The organism is Bacillus sp. DE0042, from assembly GCF_007680225.1.
Lineage (GTDB): Bacteria > Bacillota > Bacilli > Bacillales > Bacillaceae_G > Bacillus_A > Bacillus_A wiedmannii.
Map to the genome: position 1 here is coordinate 1 of NZ_VEJP01000012.1, position 17,147 is coordinate 17,147.

A 17,147-nucleotide genomic window follows, 5' to 3' on the forward strand; every position below is an offset into this window, starting at 1 on the left:
TTCCGCAGTAGCTCAGTGGTAGAGCTATCGGCTGTTAACCGATCGGTCGTAGGTTCGAGTCCTACCTGCGGAGCCATTATGCTTCCATAGCTCAGCTGGTAGAGCACTTCCATGGTAAGGAAGAGGTCACCGGTTCAAGCCCGGTTGGAAGCTTGGGAAGAGTTTTGAAATTTTTGGCCCGTTGGTCAAGTGGTTAAGACACCGCCCTTTCACGGCGGTAACACGGGTTCGAATCCCGTACGGGTCACCACTTTTGGAGGATTAGCTCAGCTGGGAGAGCACCTGCCTTACAAGCAGGGGGTCGGCGGTTCGATCCCGTCATCCTCCACCATATATATTTTAAATGTCGGAGGGGTAGCGAAGTGGCTAAACGCGGCGGACTGTAAATCCGCTCCTTCGGGTTCGGCAGTTCGAATCTGCCCCCCTCCACCATTTTCTTTAAAATAACCTGAGAGGGTTTATTTTTTTGAAAAGATAACCATACTAGTAAATATTAATGGGCTATAGCCAAGCGGTAAGGCAACGGACTTTGACTCCGTCATGCGCTGGTTCGAATCCAGCTAGCCCAGCCATTTACGAGCCATTAGCTCAGTTGGTAGAGCATCTGACTTTTAATCAGAGGGTCGAAGGTTCGAATCCTTCATGGCTCACCATTTTCGCGGAAGTAGTTCAGTGGTAGAATACAACCTTGCCAAGGTTGGGGTCGCGGGTTCGAATCCCGTCTTCCGCTTTATTACTAAGGGGCCTTAGCTCAGCTGGGAGAGCGCCTGCCTTGCACGCAGGAGGTCAGCGGTTCGATCCCGCTAGGCTCCATCTAAATAAAAAAGCTTATATCATATGATGTAAGCTTTTTTTGTATTTAAAAAGACAACTTTCATATTTGTCATTTAAAATGGAGAAAACGCGAAAATAAAGGATGGGGATAATTGTGAAAGTTGTTATTGCATCTGATTCATATAAAGAAAGCTTAAAAGCTATAAAAGTATGTGAAGCTATTGAAAGAGGATTTGGAGCAATTTTTCCTAAAGCAGAGTACGTAAAAATACCAATTGGAGATGGAGGTGAAGGAACGGTTGATTCACTTGTGGATGCTACTGATGGAAGAATGATACCTCTTCATGTGACAGGGCCGCTTAGAGAACGTATACAAGCCTTTTACGGTATGTCTAAAGATAAAAAGACAGCGTTTATTGAAATGGCAGCAGCATCAGGATTACAACACGTTCCGGTTAAAAAGCGAAACCCACTTATTACAACGACTAAAGGAACCGGAGAGCTTATACTACATGCGCTAGACGAAGGAGCTGAGCACATTATTTTAGGACTTGGCGGAAGTGCTACAAATGATGGTGGAGCAGGTATGCTGTCAGCTTTAGGGGTCAGGTTTATAAATGGAAAAGGGGAAGTAATAGAGCCATCTGGAGGAACATTACATTCGATTGTCGCTATTGATTTTTCATGCATGGATTCACGCTTACTGCATATAAAGATAGAAGCAGCATGTGATGTAGATAATCCGTTAGTTGGAATAAGGGGAGCATCTTTCGTATTTGGGAGGCAAAAGGGTGCGAATGCAGAGATGGTGAAAGAGTTGGATGAGAATTTAAAGCATTATGCGAATATCCTTAAACAATACTTATCTTGCGACGTATCTAAAATACCTGGCGCAGGAGCCGCAGGAGGAATGGGAGCAGCTGTTATTGCAGTGTTAAAGGGAAACTTGCGGAGAGGAATTGAAATTGTATTAGACTATACAAATTTTGATAAGCATATAGAAGGTGCAGATTTAATTATAACTGGCGAAGGGAGAATAGATGAACAAACAGCATATGGAAAGGCCCCTGTAGGTGTTGCGGAGCGTGCAAAGCATTTTCGTATTCCTGTCATTGCTATTGGAGGATCTGTATCTCCGAATTATCCAGCTGTTCATGAAAAAGGAATCGATGCAGTATTTAGTATTACAGTGAGTCCTATGACATTAGAAGAGGCATATAAAGTAGCGGAAGAGAATATCGAAATGACAGCAAAGAATATTGCCGCAGTATGGAAAATAGCATCAGAAAAACACTTCTAAATGTAGGAGTGTTTTTTATTATTATTTAATAATAATGATGGTAGTTGTTTCATTAAGTTAACTTTATACATAGAATAGTCTTGAAATTGGGTTTTTAAGGCGAATACAAGTGAATAATTTGTATATCCATACAGAAAAATGTTGAGTTGAGTCAGACTATATAAAAGATTTAAAATATTTAGTGAAGGCATAAAAGGGGGATACTATCTATGAAAAAAGAAATCTCAGTTATTGGAGTTCCAATGGATTTAGGACAGATGCGTCGCGGGGTAGATATGGGGCCGAGTGCAATCCGTTATGCAGGCGTAATTGAAAGAATTGAAGAAATTGGATATGACGTTAAAGATATAGGAGATATACGTATAGAGAGAGAAAAAGAAGTAGATGTAAATACAAACTTAAGAAACCTTACACAAGTTGCAACTGTATGTAACGAATTAGCAAGTAAGGTGGATCATATTATAGAAGAGGGACGTTTTCCACTTGTATTAGGTGGTGACCATAGTATCGCAATTGGTACATTAGCTGGTGTTGCGAAACATTATAAAAATTTAGGTGTTATTTGGTACGATGCACATGGTGACTTAAATACAGAAGAAACTTCACCATCTGGAAATATTCATGGCATGTCACTTGCAGCAAGTCTAGGGTATGGACATCAAACGCTTGTAGATTTATACGGGGCATATCCAAAGGTGAAAAAAGAGAATGTTGTAATTATCGGTGCACGTGCATTAGATGAAGGAGAAAAAGACTTTATTCGCAATGAAGGTATTAAAGTATTCTCGATGCACGAGATTGATCGTATGGGTATGACGGCTGTTATGGAAGAAACAATCGCTTATTTATCTCATACTGATGGTGTACATTTATCATTAGATTTAGATGGTCTTGATCCTCATGATGCACCAGGAGTTGGCACGCCTGTAATTGGTGGCCTATCTTATCGTGAAAGCCATTTAGCAATGGAAATGTTAGCGGAAGCTGATATTGTTACATCTGCTGAGTTTGTTGAAGTAAATACGATTTTAGATGAGCGAAACAGAACGGCAACAACAGCAGTTGCTTTAATGGGTTCTTTATTCGGTGAAAAACTAAAATAAATGTAAGAAAAGCAACTGAGAAGTTGCTTTTTTTATTTGAAAATAAGCGTATAATAATGATTTATATTATACTGTACGATAATAATGTTTGACATCTTACCAATTTAGACTAAAGGAGGGTTGTTTGTAATTGTCGTTTGTTTCATGTATGGTATAATTAACTAGTTGTTGGAAATACATACAGATAGAGCATAAAACAATATTTCAATATATGGATAGAATTGCTCGTAAGTAGGAGGAAGGGTTAGCATGCCTTTTGAAGATACGACCATTTTGAAATATCTTAGTACGGTATTAGATATTGCCGTTGTATGGTTTATTATATATAAGCTAATTCTCATAATCCGAGGGACGAAAGCTGTTCAACTTTTAAAAGGGATTACAGTTATTATTGTCGTTCGGATGATCAGTATTTTCCTTGAATTGCATACGCTTTATTGGCTAACTGAGCAAGTATTAACGTGGGGATTTTTAGCCGTTATTATTATTTTCCAGCCAGAATTGCGAAGAGCACTTGAGCAGCTAGGACGCGGGAGTTTATTTTCGCGTGTTGGAACTCATGAGGATGATGAACCTGAAATCGTTGCAACAGCGATAGCGAAAGCAACGGAATATATGGGGAAACGTAGAATTGGTGCATTAATTACTTTGTCAAAAGAGACCGGTATGGGTGATTATGTGGAAACGGGTATTCCGCTAAATGCACACGTATCATCGGAATTACTTATTAATATTTTCATTCCTAATACACCTCTTCACGATGGAGCGGTTATTATGCAAGGAAGTACCATTAAAGCAGCAGCGTGTTATCTTCCGTTATCGGAAAGTCCGTTTATTTCTAAGGAGTTAGGAACTAGGCATCGCGCTGCAATGGGAGTTAGTGAAGTTACTGATAGTATCACAGTAGTTGTGTCGGAAGAAACAGGTCAAATTTCTTTAACGAAAAATGGTAAGTTGCATCGTGATTTGAAGACAGAACAATTGAAAGATATGTTGTTAGCTGAATTTAGTGCGAGCGAAAAAACGACTTCTTCGTCTTTATGGAATTGGAGGAGAAAGCGTCATGGATAAGTTAATGGAGAATCATTGGTTTTTAAAAGGGATCTCATTACTATTGGCGTGTATGCTTTTTATGTCAGCGACTTTAACTGAAAAAAATACGACATCGGGGATAATACCTTTCGCAAATGATGCGAAAGAAACCTTAACTAATTATGCCATTAACCTTAAGTATGATGAAGAGAAATATATTGTAAGTGGTATTCCGTCAGAGGGCGTTAAGGTGAAGTTAGAGGGCCCAAAAGCAGCAGTTGCTACAGCAAAAGCAAAAAAACAATTTGATATACCAGTTGATTTGAGAGATAGCGAAAAAGGAACTTATGAAGTTTCTTTGAAAACGAACGGGCTTCCAGATGATGTGAAAGGAACAGTTCAGCCATCAACAATTAAAATTACTCTACATGAAAAAGCGAGAAAATACGTTCATGTAGACTTAAAATTATCAAATGAGGATCAAATGCCAGCGGGTTCAACTCTTGAAAAATCAAACATTAAACCTGATACTGTTGAGGTAGTTGGGACGAAAGAAGAAATTGAAAGTATTTCATCTGCTAAGGCGTATATTGATTTAAAAGGTGTTAATAAAACTGTTACAAAAACAGCCGAAGTTACATTATACAATAGAGAAGGAAAACGTTTAAATGTAAGAACGAGTCCATCTAAAATTAGTGTAACATTGAATGTGGCGACGCAAGCTACGGCCAATAATACTGAAAAAACTGTTCCTGTAACGTATACGAAAAAGGGGAGTTTACCAGAAGGATTGGCCGTTACAAATATTAGCATTGAGCCGAGAGAAGTAACGATAGCAGGTCCAAAAGATATATTGGATAATATACAATCGATAGAGGGGGTCGAAGTAGATCTTAGTCAATTGACAGAGTCTACAACATTCGATACCTCTGTTTTATTGCCAAAGGGTGTAACAAGTGCAAAACCGAATCAAGTGAAGGTTTCGGTAGGAGTGCAAAAAACAAAACAAACGAAAACAAGAACGATTGATGGTATATCAATTCAAAAAAATGGACTTTCTAAAGATGTTACGGCCCAGCTACTTTCGCCGCAAGATGGGAAGATAAGCGTTGATATTTCAGGAGAAACAAGTATAGTAGATAAAATAACAGCTGCTCAAATAACAGCAGCCATTAATCTGCAAAATGTATCTCCGGGGACGAAGGATGTTTCTATTCAAGTGAGCGGTCCTGGTAATATTTCAATAGAGCCAAAGCAAAAAAGTGCCAAAGTCACAATTGTGAAGAAAGAAAATCCAGATAAAGAAGTACAGGGTAACGGTGAAAAACCAGATTCAAATAATAACCAAGATAATCAAACTGAAAAACCAAAAAATCCTGAACCTGAACATAAGCCTAAGCCTGACCCTGACCCGGAAAAGGAACAGGAACAAAATAAAGAACAAGAAACTAGTCAAGAGCCAACAGTAGATAATCAAAAAGAGCCAGAAAAAGGAGCGAATCATAATGGGTAAATATTTTGGTACAGATGGAGTACGTGGGGTTGCGAACCAGGAGTTAACACCTGAATTAGCGTTCAAAATTGGACGTTTTGGTGGTTATGTATTAACAAAAGATACAGATCGTCCAAAAGTAATTATCGGCCGTGATACACGTATATCAGGACATATGTTAGAAGGAGCTTTAGTAGCAGGTCTATTATCAACTGGAGCAGAAGTAATGCGCCTTGGTGTTATTTCTACACCAGGTGTTGCTTATTTAACAAAAGCGTTAGATGCACAAGCAGGTGTTATGATTTCTGCATCTCATAATCCAGTACAGGATAACGGAATCAAGTTCTTCGGTTCAGACGGTTTTAAATTAACAGATGAGCAAGAAGCAGAAATCGAAGCTTTATTAGACAAAGATGTTGATGAGTTACCACGTCCAACAGGTACGAACCTTGGACAAGTGAGTGATTATTTTGAAGGCGGACAAAAATATTTACAATATATTAAACAAACTGTAGAGGAAGATTTCTCTGGTTTACATATCGCTTTAGATTGTGCGCATGGTGCTACGTCTTCTTTAGCTCCATACTTATTTGCGGATTTAGAGGCTGATATTTCAACAATGGGAACTTCACCAAACGGCATGAACATTAACGATGGAGTAGGTTCTACGCATCCAGAAGTATTAGCTAAATTAGTAAAAGATAAAGGCGCTGATATTGGTCTTGCCTTTGATGGTGATGGTGACCGTTTAATCGCTGTAGATGAAAAAGGAAACATCGTTGATGGCGATCAAATTATGTTTATTTGTGCGAAGTACATGAAAGAAACTGGTCAATTAAAGCATAATACAGTCGTTTCAACTGTTATGAGTAACTTAGGTTTCTACAAAGCACTTGAAGCTAACAATATCACAAGTGATAAAACAGCAGTTGGTGACCGTTACGTAATGGAAGAGATGAAGCGTGGTGGTTACAACTTAGGTGGAGAACAATCGGGTCATATTATCTTACTTGATTACATTACAACTGGTGATGGAATGTTAAGTGCACTTCAATTGGTGAACATCATGAAAATGACGAAAAAACCATTATCTGAGCTTGCAGGTGAGATGACAAAATTCCCACAATTACTAGTAAACGTTCGTGTAACAGATAAAAAACTAGCATTAGAAAATGAAAAAATTAAAGATATTATTCGTGTTGTAGAGGAAGAAATGAACGGTGATGGCCGCATTCTTGTTCGTCCATCTGGAACAGAGCCACTTATTCGTGTAATGGCAGAAGCACCAACACAAGAAGTTTGTGACGCATATGTACATCGTATTGTAGAAGTTGTGAAAGCTGAAGTTGGCGCTGAATAATTCAATAAACATATGAAAAGGGAGCACAAGAAGTGCTCCTTTTTCATATGTTTTATAGACGATGAAAAAAATTTCATTGACGGTTTATCTATGTTTGTTATAAGATGGTCTTGTTCTTTTTCTCAAAGGAAATATTGTAAATTATAGAAGCGCCAGAACTACAAGTAGTGTAGTTGACGAGGTGGAGTTTATCGAGATTTCGGCGGATGACTCTCGGTTGTTCATCACAACCGCAAGCTTTTACTTAAATCATTAAGGTGACTTAGTGGACAAAGGTGAAAGTGTGATGAGAGAAAAGGAACGGATACAAACTAGCTGTATAAGTATATACGGACTTAAACCCAATCGAGAGGAAGGTGAAAGCCGTTACAAGCTTACAGGGCTAGCAATATGTAATCCGTTTTTTAGTATAAATAAAAATGGTATCGGACTATGTCGTTACATGTTCGCAGAGCAATGTAAGCATTTGTAACGGCGACTAAACATGTGTGGAATCGTAGGATTTATTGGAGAGCAAGATGCAAAGGAAATTTTATTAAAAGGTTTAGAAAAGCTAGAATATCGTGGATATGATTCAGCAGGTATTGCAGTACAAGCAGAGAACGGTGTTGTTGTATACAAAGAAAAAGGTCGTATTGCAAAACTTCGCGAAATCGTAGATGAGAACGTAGCAGCAAGCGTGGGAATCGGTCACACACGCTGGGCTACACATGGTGTTCCAAGCAAAGTAAACGCGCATCCGCATCAAAGTACATCAAAACGCTTTACACTAGTTCATAACGGTGTAATTGAAAACTATGAATTAGTGAAAAAAGAATATTTACAAGATGTAACGTTCGTAAGTGAAACGGATACAGAGATTATCGTACAGCTTATGGAACAACAAGTGAGCACAGGATTAAGTGTAGAAGAAGCGTTCCGTAATACGCTATCTCTTTTACATGGCTCTTATGCGATCGGATTACTTGATGCTGAAAATCCAAACATGATTTATGTTGCTAAAAACAAAAGCCCGCTATTAGTAGGTGTTGGTGACAACTTTAATGTTGTGGCGAGCGACGCTATGGCGATGTTACAAGTTACAGATCAATTTATTGAGTTAATGGATAAAGAAATTGTAATCGTAACGAAAGAAAGTATTACAATTAAAAACTTACAAGGTGAAACGATTGAACGTGCACCGTTTACAGCGGAATTAGACGCAAGTGATATTGAAAAAGGAACATACCCTCATTTCATGCTTAAAGAAATCGATGAGCAACCACTTGTAATCCGTAATATAATTCAAAAGTATCAAGATGAAAATGGCGAGATTGAACTGAATGCAGACATCCGCAATGCGATTTTAGATAGCGATCGTATTTACATCATTGCATGTGGAACAAGTTATCATGCAGGTCTTGTTGGAAAACAATTTATCGAGAAGTTTGCAAAAATGCCAGTTGAAGTGCATGTAGCAAGTGAATTCTCTTATAACATGCCATTATTAACAGAAAGACCATTCTTCATTTACATTTCACAAAGTGGTGAAACAGCTGATAGCCGTGCAGTACTTGTGCAAACAAATGAAATGGGTCATAAAGCATTAACGATTACAAACGTACCTGGTTCTACGCTTTCTCGTGAAGCTGATTACACACTTCCGTTATACGCGGGACCAGAAATCGCAGTTGCATCAACGAAAGCTTACACAGCACAACTTGCAGTACTTTCAATTTTAGCTGCGGACATTGCTAAAGCAAAAGGCGAAGTTCTTGATTTCGATTTAACACACGAATTAGGAATTGTAGCAAATGCAATGGTAGAACTTTGTGATCAAAAAGAAGAAATGGACGCATTAGCAAAACAATTTTTAGCAACAACTCGTAACTGTTTCTTCATCGGACGTAGCGTAGACTTCTACGTAGGATTAGAAGGTGCGTTAAAGCTAAAAGAAATCTCTTACATCCAAGCAGAAGGATTTGCTGGAGGAGAATTAAAACACGGTACAATCGCCTTAATCGAAAATGGTACACCAGTTATCGCACTTGCTACACAAGAGCACGTAAACCTTGGAATTCGTGGTAACGTGAAAGAAGTAGTAGCACGCGGAGCTAACCCATGTATCATCTCAATGAAAGGCTTAGAAATGGAAGGTGACAGCTTCGTATTACCAGCTGTACACGAAGCACTAGCACCGCTAGTAGCAGTTATTCCATTCCAACTTATCTCATACTACGCGGCACTTCACCGCGAATGTGACGTTGATAAGCCACGTAACTTAGCTAAGTCTGTTACTGTTGAGTAGGAGATTGGTAGGTTAATAAATATAGTGTGGATTTGAAATAAATTTACGAATTTGTACCCCTTTAGATATGTTATCTAAAGGGGTATTTTTGTGCCGAAAAAGAACATCTAAAATTGCTAAGTGGATAGAATCCTACTAATTAAAATTTTACTTTATCGGATTTGGAATAGAACCACTTTTATTTATCTGAATTTTCCGTTACTATTTTAAGTATCAGTGAACAATTTTCTTTATTATGAAGAGAAGAGACGATAGATTCATGGACATTACAAGGGGGCTTATTATATGAAAGTGAAAGCAAAAACATATTTAAGTATAGAAGAGATTATTTCATTACCGGCCGTATCAAGTGCAAATATAAGTGATGATGGAAAAAACGTAGCATTTGTAAAGAAGACAGCTAACTGGGAAGACAATACGTATAGAAATCATGTATGGATATATGAGAAAGATAAAGGGCAGAGTTACCCACTAACAGATGGGGATATAGATAGTACACATCCAGTATGGTCTCCAGATTCTAAGAGCATTGCATACCTTAGTCCAGGCGGTGACGGAGCTAATAAAAATCAGATCTTTGTTAAGTTAATAGACGGTTGTAGTGAGGTTCAAATTACGGATGAGAAGGAAGGAGTTAATACATTCAAATGGGAGCCTACTGGTAAAGGTTTTTATTATATTGCACAGTCAAAAGAATGTGAGGAGATAAAGAAACGTAAGGAACGATATGGAGATTTCCATCATGTAGGTAAGGAACATCAGAATAATTGTTTATACTACATTGAAATAGAAAAAGTGAAACAAAACGATAAACAGGAACGGAAGGTTAGCGGTGTTTATCAACTAACGGACGGTAAGGATTTTTATATACATAACTTTGATATTTCAAATGATAGGAAAAAGGTTGTATGTATGGCTACACCAAGTTTAAACGATTATATGAATGGTGATCTATACATATTAGATGTTGAAGCTGGGGAACTACAAAAGATGAATATAGATAAGTTGTTAGGAGCGAGCGTCTGCTTTTCTCCTGAGGGCGATAAAATATGTTACTCAGCAAGCATAAGAGAGAAGGATTACTATAGAAATCATATACAAGATAATACATTAGAGATATATGATATGAATACTAGAGAGGTAATTCAACCTTTAACAAATTTTGATAGTACGGTTATGCCATTACAGTGGACAGCTAAAGGAATTTTAATTAGATGGCAGGATAAAACGAATTACCGTATTGGCTTGTTATGTGAGGATGGCACTGTGGAAATGTTAAGCGAAACAGTAGATGGGTTTATAATGGATGCCTCTATAACAAGGGATGGCAATCATATAACATATACTAAGGCTATAACTATAACAAATGAAACCTTTGAAATCTATTTGGATGATAAAAAAGTAACGAATGAAAATAGCTTTTTCGAAGGAAGGCTTAAAAGTAACAGAGAAATCATCTCATGGAAAAGTAGTGATGGTCTTGAAATAGAAGGTGTTTTATCAACCCCAGTAGAGTTTGACGTAAATAAAAAATATCCTTTATTAGTAGTAATCCATGGTGGTCCATCTTGGGCATCCTTTCCGATATTTTCAGACTGTTTTAATGAAAAATATCCGATTGAACAGTTTATCGAAAAAGGCTTTATCGTTTTAGAGCCAAACTATAGAGGAAGTTCTGGTTATGGTAATGAATTTTTAAAAGCAAACTATAGAAAACAAGGAATTGCTGATTATGATGATATTATATCTGGAGTGGATGAACTAGTTGAAAAAGGGATTGTAGATAAAGATAGAGTAGGAGTTATGGGATGGAGTAACGGAGGATATATATCAGCTTTCTGTTCTACATTTAGTAGTAGATTTAAAGCTATTTCAGTTGGAGGTGGAATTACAAACTGGAGTACCCATTATGTAAATACAGATATCCCTTACTTTATTAGGATGTATTTAGGAGATGCTCCATGGAATGATCCAGAGATATATAAGAAAACTTCACCAATGACATATATTAAATCAGCCTGTACGCCTACCTTAATTCAACATGGGGAAAAGGATGTAAGAATTCCAACTACAAATGCATATGAGCTATATGAAGGGTTAAGAGACATGGAAGTCGATACAGAGTTAATTATACTTAAAGGAATGGCATATAGTCCTAATCAGCCAGGAATGAATGTAGCTATTATGAAACAGAATTTGATGTGGTTTTCACACTATATTCTTGGTGAAAGTATGAAAGATTTTCGTACTATATAATGGATATCCACACAGGGATTTTTCGTTGTGCAATCGGATTAGATTGTTGAAAAAGAGATACAACAAATTATATAATTTGTTGTAAACTGTATGCAAACTATTATTGAAAAGATTTAAATGATTATAAGGAAACGTAATTCGGAGGACTAATATGACAGAGAATAAAAATGAGTTATCTGTAGAAAAACGTGAAGAACTATTAAAAGTATTACAAGCTCGTTTTGAGAAAAACGTGAACCGCCATGAAGGTCTTGAATGGGCTAAGATTGAAGCAAAACTGGCTACTAATACTGAAAAGTTGTGGTCAATTCATGAAATGGAAGTAACTGGCGGTGAGCCGGATGTTGTTGGTTATGATGAAGAGAAGGACGAGTATACTTTCTATGATTGTTCAAAGGAGAGTCCTAAAGGCCGCAGAAGTCTTTGTTATGATCTTGAAGCGTTAGAGGCAAGAAAAAAACATAAACCAGAAAATAACGTTATTGATGTGGCAACTGCTATGGGCATTGAATTATTAACGGAAGAACAATATCGAGAGTTGCAACAGTTTGGGGATTTTGACATGAAATCATCAAGCTGGGTACAAACACCTTCAGACATTCGAGAACTTGGCGGTGCTCTATTTTGCGATTATCGCTTCGGACACGTTTTCGTGTACCACAATGGAGCAGATTCCTATTATGCTGCTAGAGGATTTCGTGGTTCGCTAAAGGTCTAAATTTGAAAAAAGTAAGAGTATGTTTTAATTAATCTTTTTAAAACATGCTCTTTTCTATAATTGTTACTTAGAGTTATTCATATTTGTTTAACCTATGTAAGAACTATAATACTATGTAAAATTAATTAATATCTAGCATATTAGTAAACTTATACCCAGAGGTGTAGAAAAAAAGGATTTCTAAAAATAGGAGTTCTTTTTTATTTGTTGTCAGGATTTTTAAAGAATTTAGAGATTTCATAGAAAACAAACGGGATATCGAGTAAAATGTTAAGTATTGTTTTCAACATTCAAAAGGGTATTTTGGAGGTTCTTTTCGCGAATTTTTATAAGTCTATTAAAGGAGGAAGATATATCTAAAATAGCAAGATATATCAAATTAAACATGAGTATTACATTTCATAAAAAGGTAGTAGCATTAACAGCAGGACTAACGGTATTATCTTCATCTATGGTATCGTTCGCAGAGGAACAACAATCAGTAAATAACTATCAATCTATAAGTGCTCTGGAACAAGGTGGAACAGATCAACTTCAGGTATCAGATGAACAGGCTTTAAAAAGTATTGAAGAGAGTTTTGAAGGAGTAGACGGACGTGGTGGAGGTACTGTCGATAATAAGAAAGTGGACAGTCTTCAAGGTTCAGAAGGTATGTATGAAGAAACAGGTACATTAACGGTTCCTAACAATTCAAATAGAACAAAACGTAGTCTTTCTTTTTCAGCTCCTAAAGTTTCTAGTACTATAAATGGCGTCCCATTCACTGAATGGATTGTCCCAACTGGTAACGAGAATATTCGTCCTCAAAACCATATGGTTCCAAAGTATATTACAATTCACGAGACTGACAATAAAAGTGTAGGAGCAGGAGCTAAAAACCACGCTCAATACTTATATAACCAAGCAGTAGGACAAACAGATCGAGCTGCATCATGGCACTTTACAGTAGATGATAAAGAGATTTATCAACACTTACCATTAAACGAAAACGGATGGCACGCAGGAGACGGTGATGGACCAGGTAATAGAGAATCTATTGCAATTGAAATTGCAGTTAACAGTGATGGTGACTATAATAAGGCAGTAGATAACGCTAAGAAACTTGCAGCTTATTTAATGAAAGAAACAGGTGTACCATTAAATAATATTGTAAAACATCAAAAATGGAGTGGTAAAATCTGCCCTGCTATTATGATTAACAGTGGACAATGGGTTCCATTCGTAAATGGTGTTGAAGGGTATTATAATAAATTTTATCAACCAACAGACGATATAACAGGAGGTTGGTATGAGCCAGCTATTCGTGATTTGAATAGAAGAGGTATTATGGTCGGAGAAGGAAACGGTATTTTTGCGCCTAATAGATCTGTAACAAGAGCTGAGTTTGCTCAATTAATCTCTAATTCTCTAAGTCTTCCAGCTGGAGATGCAACGTTTAAAGATTTAAATGATGTAAATCCAACTTTACGAGATGGTATTAAACGTACTGCAAGTGCAGGCATCATTTCTGGTAGAGGAGACGGTAATTTTGACCCTAACACACCTATTACAAGAGAAGAAGCTGCAGTTATTGTAAATAAAGCTTTACAGTATAAAAAAATAAATGGACCATTGGCAAACTTACCATTTGCAGATAAAGATCAAATTATCTATAAAGAAGCAGTACAAAGATTATACGGTTTGGGTATTGTAAAAGGTATGGGAGATAATCTGTATGTGCCTAAAGGAACGACGACTCGTGGTGAAACAGCAGCATTCATTTTAAACATGCTTCAAGTAATTGAAACTGGTAGTGTTCAAAAAGGAATTGGTACAGTTGAAATTAATGGAATTGGGGTAAATGTTCGTAGCGGAGCGGGTGCTAGCTACTCTGTTGTTAGAAAAGCCAGCAAAGGTGAAAAAGCTACAGTATATGAAGAGAAGAGTGGCTGGTTAAGAATTGGTACAGGTGAGTGGGTTTATAATGAACCTAGTTACATGGTATATAAGAAGGATAAAAATTAAGTCGTTAAGAAGCAGAATGGATTACTGGACAAGTTATTCATTTTGAAGGTGGATTTAAAAGATAAAAAAGAAGGTATCTCATTTCGGTGAGATACCTTCTTTTTTAATCTTTCTTCAATCTTCTTGCAACACCATTTCCTAAAGACTGTAGCCCTTGAACGAGGATAATTAAAATAAAGACTGTTGCATACATTATTTCAGGTTCGTAGCGTAAATGTCCGAATCGATATGCTAAATCACCAAGACCGCCAGCACCTACAAGTCCAGCCATTGCTGTTGCACCGATTAAGCCAATTGTTGCAATTGTCAAGCCGAGTACAAGGGAGGGACGAGCTTCTTTCACCATAACGTGCCAGATGATTTTTATAGTAGAAATGCCCATCGCTTGGTAAGCTTCAATAACACCACGATCCACTTCTAATAATGCTGTCTCCATTAATCGTGCAATATAAGGAGCTGTGAATACGACAAGTGGTACGATAACCCCTTGCACGCCAATGGATGTTCCCATTAGAAACTTTGTAAAAGGTAAAATGAAGAATAATAGAATGATAAATGGAAGAGAGCGAATGATATTAATAATTGTATTAAGAATCGGATAAATGATTTTATTTTCGTGCTGCCCACCAGGTCTCGTTAAAACAAGTGTGACGCCAAGTGGTAATGCAATAAGGATAGAGATGAATAGTGAAATAGATGTCATTTGAAATGTTTGAATGGTTGCTTCCCATATGACTTTACCCCATTCATCCAAAAAGGACTTGTTTCCCATAATCTGTTCTACCTCCTTCTACGATGATCCCTTGTTCTTGTAAAAATGATAAAGCACGGTTTACTTCATTTTTCTCACCCTGCATATGAATGACCAGTTTCCCATATGCTTCATGTTTTAGCTGTGTAATATTACCGGATAAAATATTTGGATACACTTGAAAACGTTTTGTAGCAATAGCTAACGCTGGTTCGCCAGAAGAAGTTCCTATAAATGAAAGTGTTACGATTTCTCCGGTTCTTTGTAGTTCTTTTTGTACCTCTTCTGGAATTCTAGCTGCAAATGCACTATTTACGAATTTCTTCGTTGTTATATGTTGTGGGTTGGTGAAAATATCTTTCACAGTCCCACTTTCGATTACTGCTCCATGTTCCATAACAGCAACTCGGTCACATATACGCTGGATGACATTCATTTCATGTGTAATTAATAAAATTGTGATCCCGATTTCTTCATTGATTTTTAATAATAAGTCAAGGATAGAATCGGTTGTTTCCGGATCTAAAGCGCTTGTTGCTTCGTCGCTTAATAACACTTCAGGTTCATGTGATAGTGCGCGTGCAATGGCAACACGCTGCTTTTGGCCACCAGAAAGTTCACTCGGATAGGCATCTTTTCGATTGAAAAGATCGACAATACGTAAGTATTTTTCTACCCTTTTTTCAATTTCCACTTTTGGAATGCCAGCGAGGCGTAAAGGTAATGCGATATTTTCATAAACTGTCACGGTTTTAAGTAAATTGAATCCTTGAAAGATCATTCCGATTTTTTGTCGCGCTTTTGCGAGTTTTTTTGCTGATAAAGTTGTTAAATCTTGGTTGTTTACAATAATATTTCCTGTCGTTGGCTTTTCTAATAAATTTACACATCGAATTAATGTACTTTTACCAGCGCCACTATATCCAATGATTCCAAATACTTCGCCCTTTTTTACTTGAAGGGAGGTAGGTTTAAGAGCTTCCACATTCCCTTTTTTTGTTGTGAATACTTTGGATACATTTTTTAATTCAATCATTATCGTCAGCTCCTACCAAGACGGTAAAACAGAACCATCAAATTTTTTCTCGATAAATTCTTTCACTTCTTTAGATTGATAAGCTTTCTTTAATTTATTTACAACAGCATCATCTTTATTTTCAGTACGAACAACGACCCAGTTCATATATGGTGAATCTTTTCCTTCACGGAAGATAGAATCTTTCGCAGGGCTTAATTTTGCACCTAATGCAAAGTTTGTATTAATCGCAGCTGCTTTTACTTCACTTAGTTGTGTCGGTAATTGAGATGCCTCTAATTCAACAATCTTTAAGTTTTTTGGATTTTCAATTACATCTTTCGCAGTCGCTTTTTCTGTAGCCTTTGGATCCACTTTTAAAACACCGGCTTTTTCAAATAGTTTTAAAGCTCGAAGTTCATTCGTTGGATCATTTGGTACAGCAATTGCGTCGCCCTCTTTTAAACCCTTTACATCTTTTAAGCTTTTCGAATATACACCCATAGGGAATGTTACTGTTGAAAATACTTCAGTTAATTTCATATTACGTTCAGCTTTAAATACGTCTAAATATGATTTCGTTTGATAGCTATTTACATCGAGGCTTTTTTCATCTAGGGATACGTTTGGTGCTACATAATCATTAAATACTTTTACATCAATTTCGAGACCGTCTTTTGCGGCAACTTCTTTTACCTTTTCAAAAATTTGTTCATGCGGCCCGCCGGTTACACCGACAGTAATCTTTTTCTCATCTAACGCTTTTATTTCTTTATCTGAACCCCCGCTACATGCGCCTAATAATAATACTGCTCCACTTACAATGCTCAATAATACTTTTTTCATCTATAGTTCCCCCTCCATATATGTTCCAAAATAAAAAGCACCTCTCAAAAATAAGAGAGGTGCCGAATAGACAAAATAGGTTCCTCTCTTATCTTCCAAAACGAAAACTCGTTTTGCAGGAATTAGCACCTTAGCTTATACATCATAAGCTCGGTTGCCGGGCATCATCGGGCCAGTCCCTCCGCCACTCTTGATAAGAGTATGTGTA

At 37.2% G+C, this 17,147-nt stretch carries 13 protein-coding genes, 9 tRNA genes and 1 riboswitch; of the genes, 19 read left to right on the plus strand and 3 right to left on the minus strand.

The features are described 5' to 3' along the window. The first annotated feature begins 1 nt into the window (after position 1). The 19 genes from FS802_RS28395 to FS802_RS28485 all read left to right on the plus strand — a co-directional run bounded on the left by FS802_RS28395 (position 2) and on the right by FS802_RS28485 (position 14,327). Positions 2-76, plus strand: a tRNA-Asn gene (locus FS802_RS28395). Positions 77-80: 4 nt separating this feature from the next. Then, positions 81-153: transfer RNA gene (locus tag FS802_RS28400), tRNA-Thr, on the plus strand. Positions 154-175: 22 nt separating this feature from the next. Continuing rightward, a tRNA-Glu gene (locus tag FS802_RS28405) sits at positions 176-250 on the plus strand. A 5-nt stretch (positions 251-255) separates the two neighbouring features. Further along, a tRNA-Val gene (locus FS802_RS28410) sits at positions 256-331 on the plus strand. 17 nt (positions 332-348) lie between these two features. Beyond that, positions 349-432 (plus strand) — tRNA-Tyr (locus FS802_RS28415). A gap of 65 nt (positions 433-497) precedes the next feature. Next, positions 498-572: transfer RNA gene (locus FS802_RS28420), tRNA-Gln, on the plus strand. A gap of 5 nt (positions 573-577) precedes the next feature. Further along, positions 578-653, plus strand: a tRNA-Lys gene (locus FS802_RS28425). A 5-nt stretch (positions 654-658) separates the two neighbouring features. Beyond that, positions 659-730: transfer RNA gene (locus FS802_RS28430), tRNA-Gly, on the plus strand. A gap of 10 nt (positions 731-740) precedes the next feature. Continuing rightward, positions 741-813 (plus strand) — tRNA-Ala (locus FS802_RS28435). Positions 814-928: 115 nt separating this feature from the next. Continuing rightward, entirely contained in the window at positions 929-2,074 is a 1,146-nt protein-coding gene (locus FS802_RS28440) for a glycerate kinase (RefSeq protein ID WP_144525655.1), read from the plus strand. Between the two features lie 209 nt (positions 2,075-2,283). Beyond that, positions 2,284-3,177, plus strand: a complete 894-nt coding sequence (gene rocF / locus FS802_RS28445; protein ID WP_000711562.1) for an arginase — start codon at positions 2,284-2,286, stop codon at positions 3,175-3,177. A 249-nt stretch (positions 3,178-3,426) separates the two neighbouring features. Further along, positions 3,427-4,248, plus strand: coding sequence for a diadenylate cyclase CdaA (cdaA, locus tag FS802_RS28450; protein ID WP_001115707.1), 822 nt, complete (start codon positions 3,427-3,429; stop codon positions 4,246-4,248). Beyond that, complete coding sequence (locus tag FS802_RS28455; RefSeq protein WP_098708926.1) at positions 4,241-5,722, plus strand: CdaR family protein; 1,482 nt, start codon at positions 4,241-4,243, stop codon at positions 5,720-5,722. Before cdaA ends, FS802_RS28455 begins: the two co-directional genes overlap by 8 nt. Further along, positions 5,715-7,061 (plus strand): phosphoglucosamine mutase, encoded by a 1,347-nt coding sequence (gene glmM, locus FS802_RS28460; RefSeq protein WP_000521480.1) that lies wholly within the window; start codon positions 5,715-5,717, stop codon positions 7,059-7,061. The genes FS802_RS28455 and glmM overlap by 8 nt, the downstream gene beginning before the upstream one ends. Positions 7,062-7,347: 286 nt before the next feature. Continuing rightward, complete coding sequence (locus FS802_RS28465) at positions 7,348-7,533, plus strand: hypothetical protein (protein ID WP_001208183.1); 186 nt, start codon at positions 7,348-7,350, stop codon at positions 7,531-7,533. Between the two features lie 12 nt (positions 7,534-7,545). Beyond that, complete coding sequence (gene glmS, locus FS802_RS28470; RefSeq protein WP_000334152.1) at positions 7,546-9,348, plus strand: glutamine--fructose-6-phosphate transaminase (isomerizing); 1,803 nt, start codon at positions 7,546-7,548, stop codon at positions 9,346-9,348. Between the two features lie 285 nt (positions 9,349-9,633). Then, positions 9,634-11,604, plus strand: coding sequence for a S9 family peptidase (locus tag FS802_RS28475; protein WP_078183753.1), 1,971 nt, complete (start codon positions 9,634-9,636; stop codon positions 11,602-11,604). A gap of 151 nt (positions 11,605-11,755) precedes the next feature. Then, positions 11,756-12,322 (plus strand): DUF4256 domain-containing protein, encoded by a 567-nt coding sequence (locus FS802_RS28480; RefSeq protein WP_098708927.1) that lies wholly within the window; start codon positions 11,756-11,758, stop codon positions 12,320-12,322. Between the two features lie 385 nt (positions 12,323-12,707). After that, the gene (locus tag FS802_RS28485; protein ID WP_000028730.1) at positions 12,708-14,327 is read left to right on the plus strand and encodes an S-layer homology domain-containing protein; all 1,620 of its coding nucleotides are present in this window, start codon (positions 12,708-12,710) and stop codon (positions 14,325-14,327) included. A gap of 103 nt (positions 14,328-14,430) precedes the next feature. On the opposite strand, the gene FS802_RS28490 is transcribed toward FS802_RS28485, so the two are convergent. Genes FS802_RS28490 through FS802_RS28500 form a run of 3 tightly spaced genes read right to left on the minus strand, consistent with a single transcriptional unit; the run spans position 14,431 to position 16,939 of the window. Next, entirely contained in the window at positions 14,431-15,099 is a 669-nt protein-coding gene (locus tag FS802_RS28490; protein ID WP_000527134.1) for a methionine ABC transporter permease, read from the minus strand. Further along, complete coding sequence (locus FS802_RS28495; RefSeq protein WP_000571344.1) at positions 15,074-16,114, minus strand: methionine ABC transporter ATP-binding protein; 1,041 nt, start codon at positions 16,112-16,114, stop codon at positions 15,074-15,076. The genes FS802_RS28490 and FS802_RS28495 overlap by 26 nt, the downstream gene beginning before the upstream one ends. A gap of 12 nt (positions 16,115-16,126) precedes the next feature. Next, the gene (locus FS802_RS28500) at positions 16,127-16,939 is read right to left on the minus strand and encodes a MetQ/NlpA family ABC transporter substrate-binding protein (RefSeq protein WP_098708928.1); all 813 of its coding nucleotides are present in this window, start codon (positions 16,937-16,939) and stop codon (positions 16,127-16,129) included. An 85-nt stretch (positions 16,940-17,024) separates the two neighbouring features. Then, positions 17,025-17,139, minus strand: a riboswitch (SAM riboswitch). Positions 17,140-17,147 lie beyond the last annotated feature (8 nt).

What these genes read in the sequence shown, in the direction of transcription:
- rocF (WP_000711562.1), top strand. Translation starts at nt 2,284, where the DNA reads ATGAAAAAAGAAATCTCAGTTATTGGAGTTCCAATGGATTTAGGACAG.
- cdaA (WP_001115707.1), top strand. Translation starts at nt 3,427, where the DNA reads ATGCCTTTTGAAGATACGACCATTTTGAAATATCTTAGTACGGTATTA.
- FS802_RS28455 (WP_098708926.1), top strand. Translation starts at nt 4,241, where the DNA reads ATGGATAAGTTAATGGAGAATCATTGGTTTTTAAAAGGGATCTCATTA.
- glmM (WP_000521480.1), top strand. Translation starts at nt 5,715, where the DNA reads ATGGGTAAATATTTTGGTACAGATGGAGTACGTGGGGTTGCGAACCAG.
- FS802_RS28465 (WP_001208183.1), top strand. Translation starts at nt 7,348, where the DNA reads ATGAGAGAAAAGGAACGGATACAAACTAGCTGTATAAGTATATACGGA.
- glmS (WP_000334152.1), top strand. Translation starts at nt 7,546, where the DNA reads ATGTGTGGAATCGTAGGATTTATTGGAGAGCAAGATGCAAAGGAAATT.
- FS802_RS28475 (WP_078183753.1), top strand. Translation starts at nt 9,634, where the DNA reads ATGAAAGTGAAAGCAAAAACATATTTAAGTATAGAAGAGATTATTTCA.
- FS802_RS28480 (WP_098708927.1), top strand. Translation starts at nt 11,756, where the DNA reads ATGACAGAGAATAAAAATGAGTTATCTGTAGAAAAACGTGAAGAACTA.
- FS802_RS28485 (WP_000028730.1), top strand. Translation starts at nt 12,708, where the DNA reads ATGAGTATTACATTTCATAAAAAGGTAGTAGCATTAACAGCAGGACTA.
- FS802_RS28490 (WP_000527134.1), bottom strand. Translation starts at nt 15,099, where the DNA reads ATGGGAAACAAGTCCTTTTTGGATGAATGGGGTAAAGTCATATGGGAA.
- FS802_RS28495 (WP_000571344.1), bottom strand. Translation starts at nt 16,114, where the DNA reads ATGATTGAATTAAAAAATGTATCCAAAGTATTCACAACAAAAAAAGGG.
- FS802_RS28500 (WP_098708928.1), bottom strand. Translation starts at nt 16,939, where the DNA reads ATGAAAAAAGTATTATTGAGCATTGTAAGTGGAGCAGTATTATTATTA.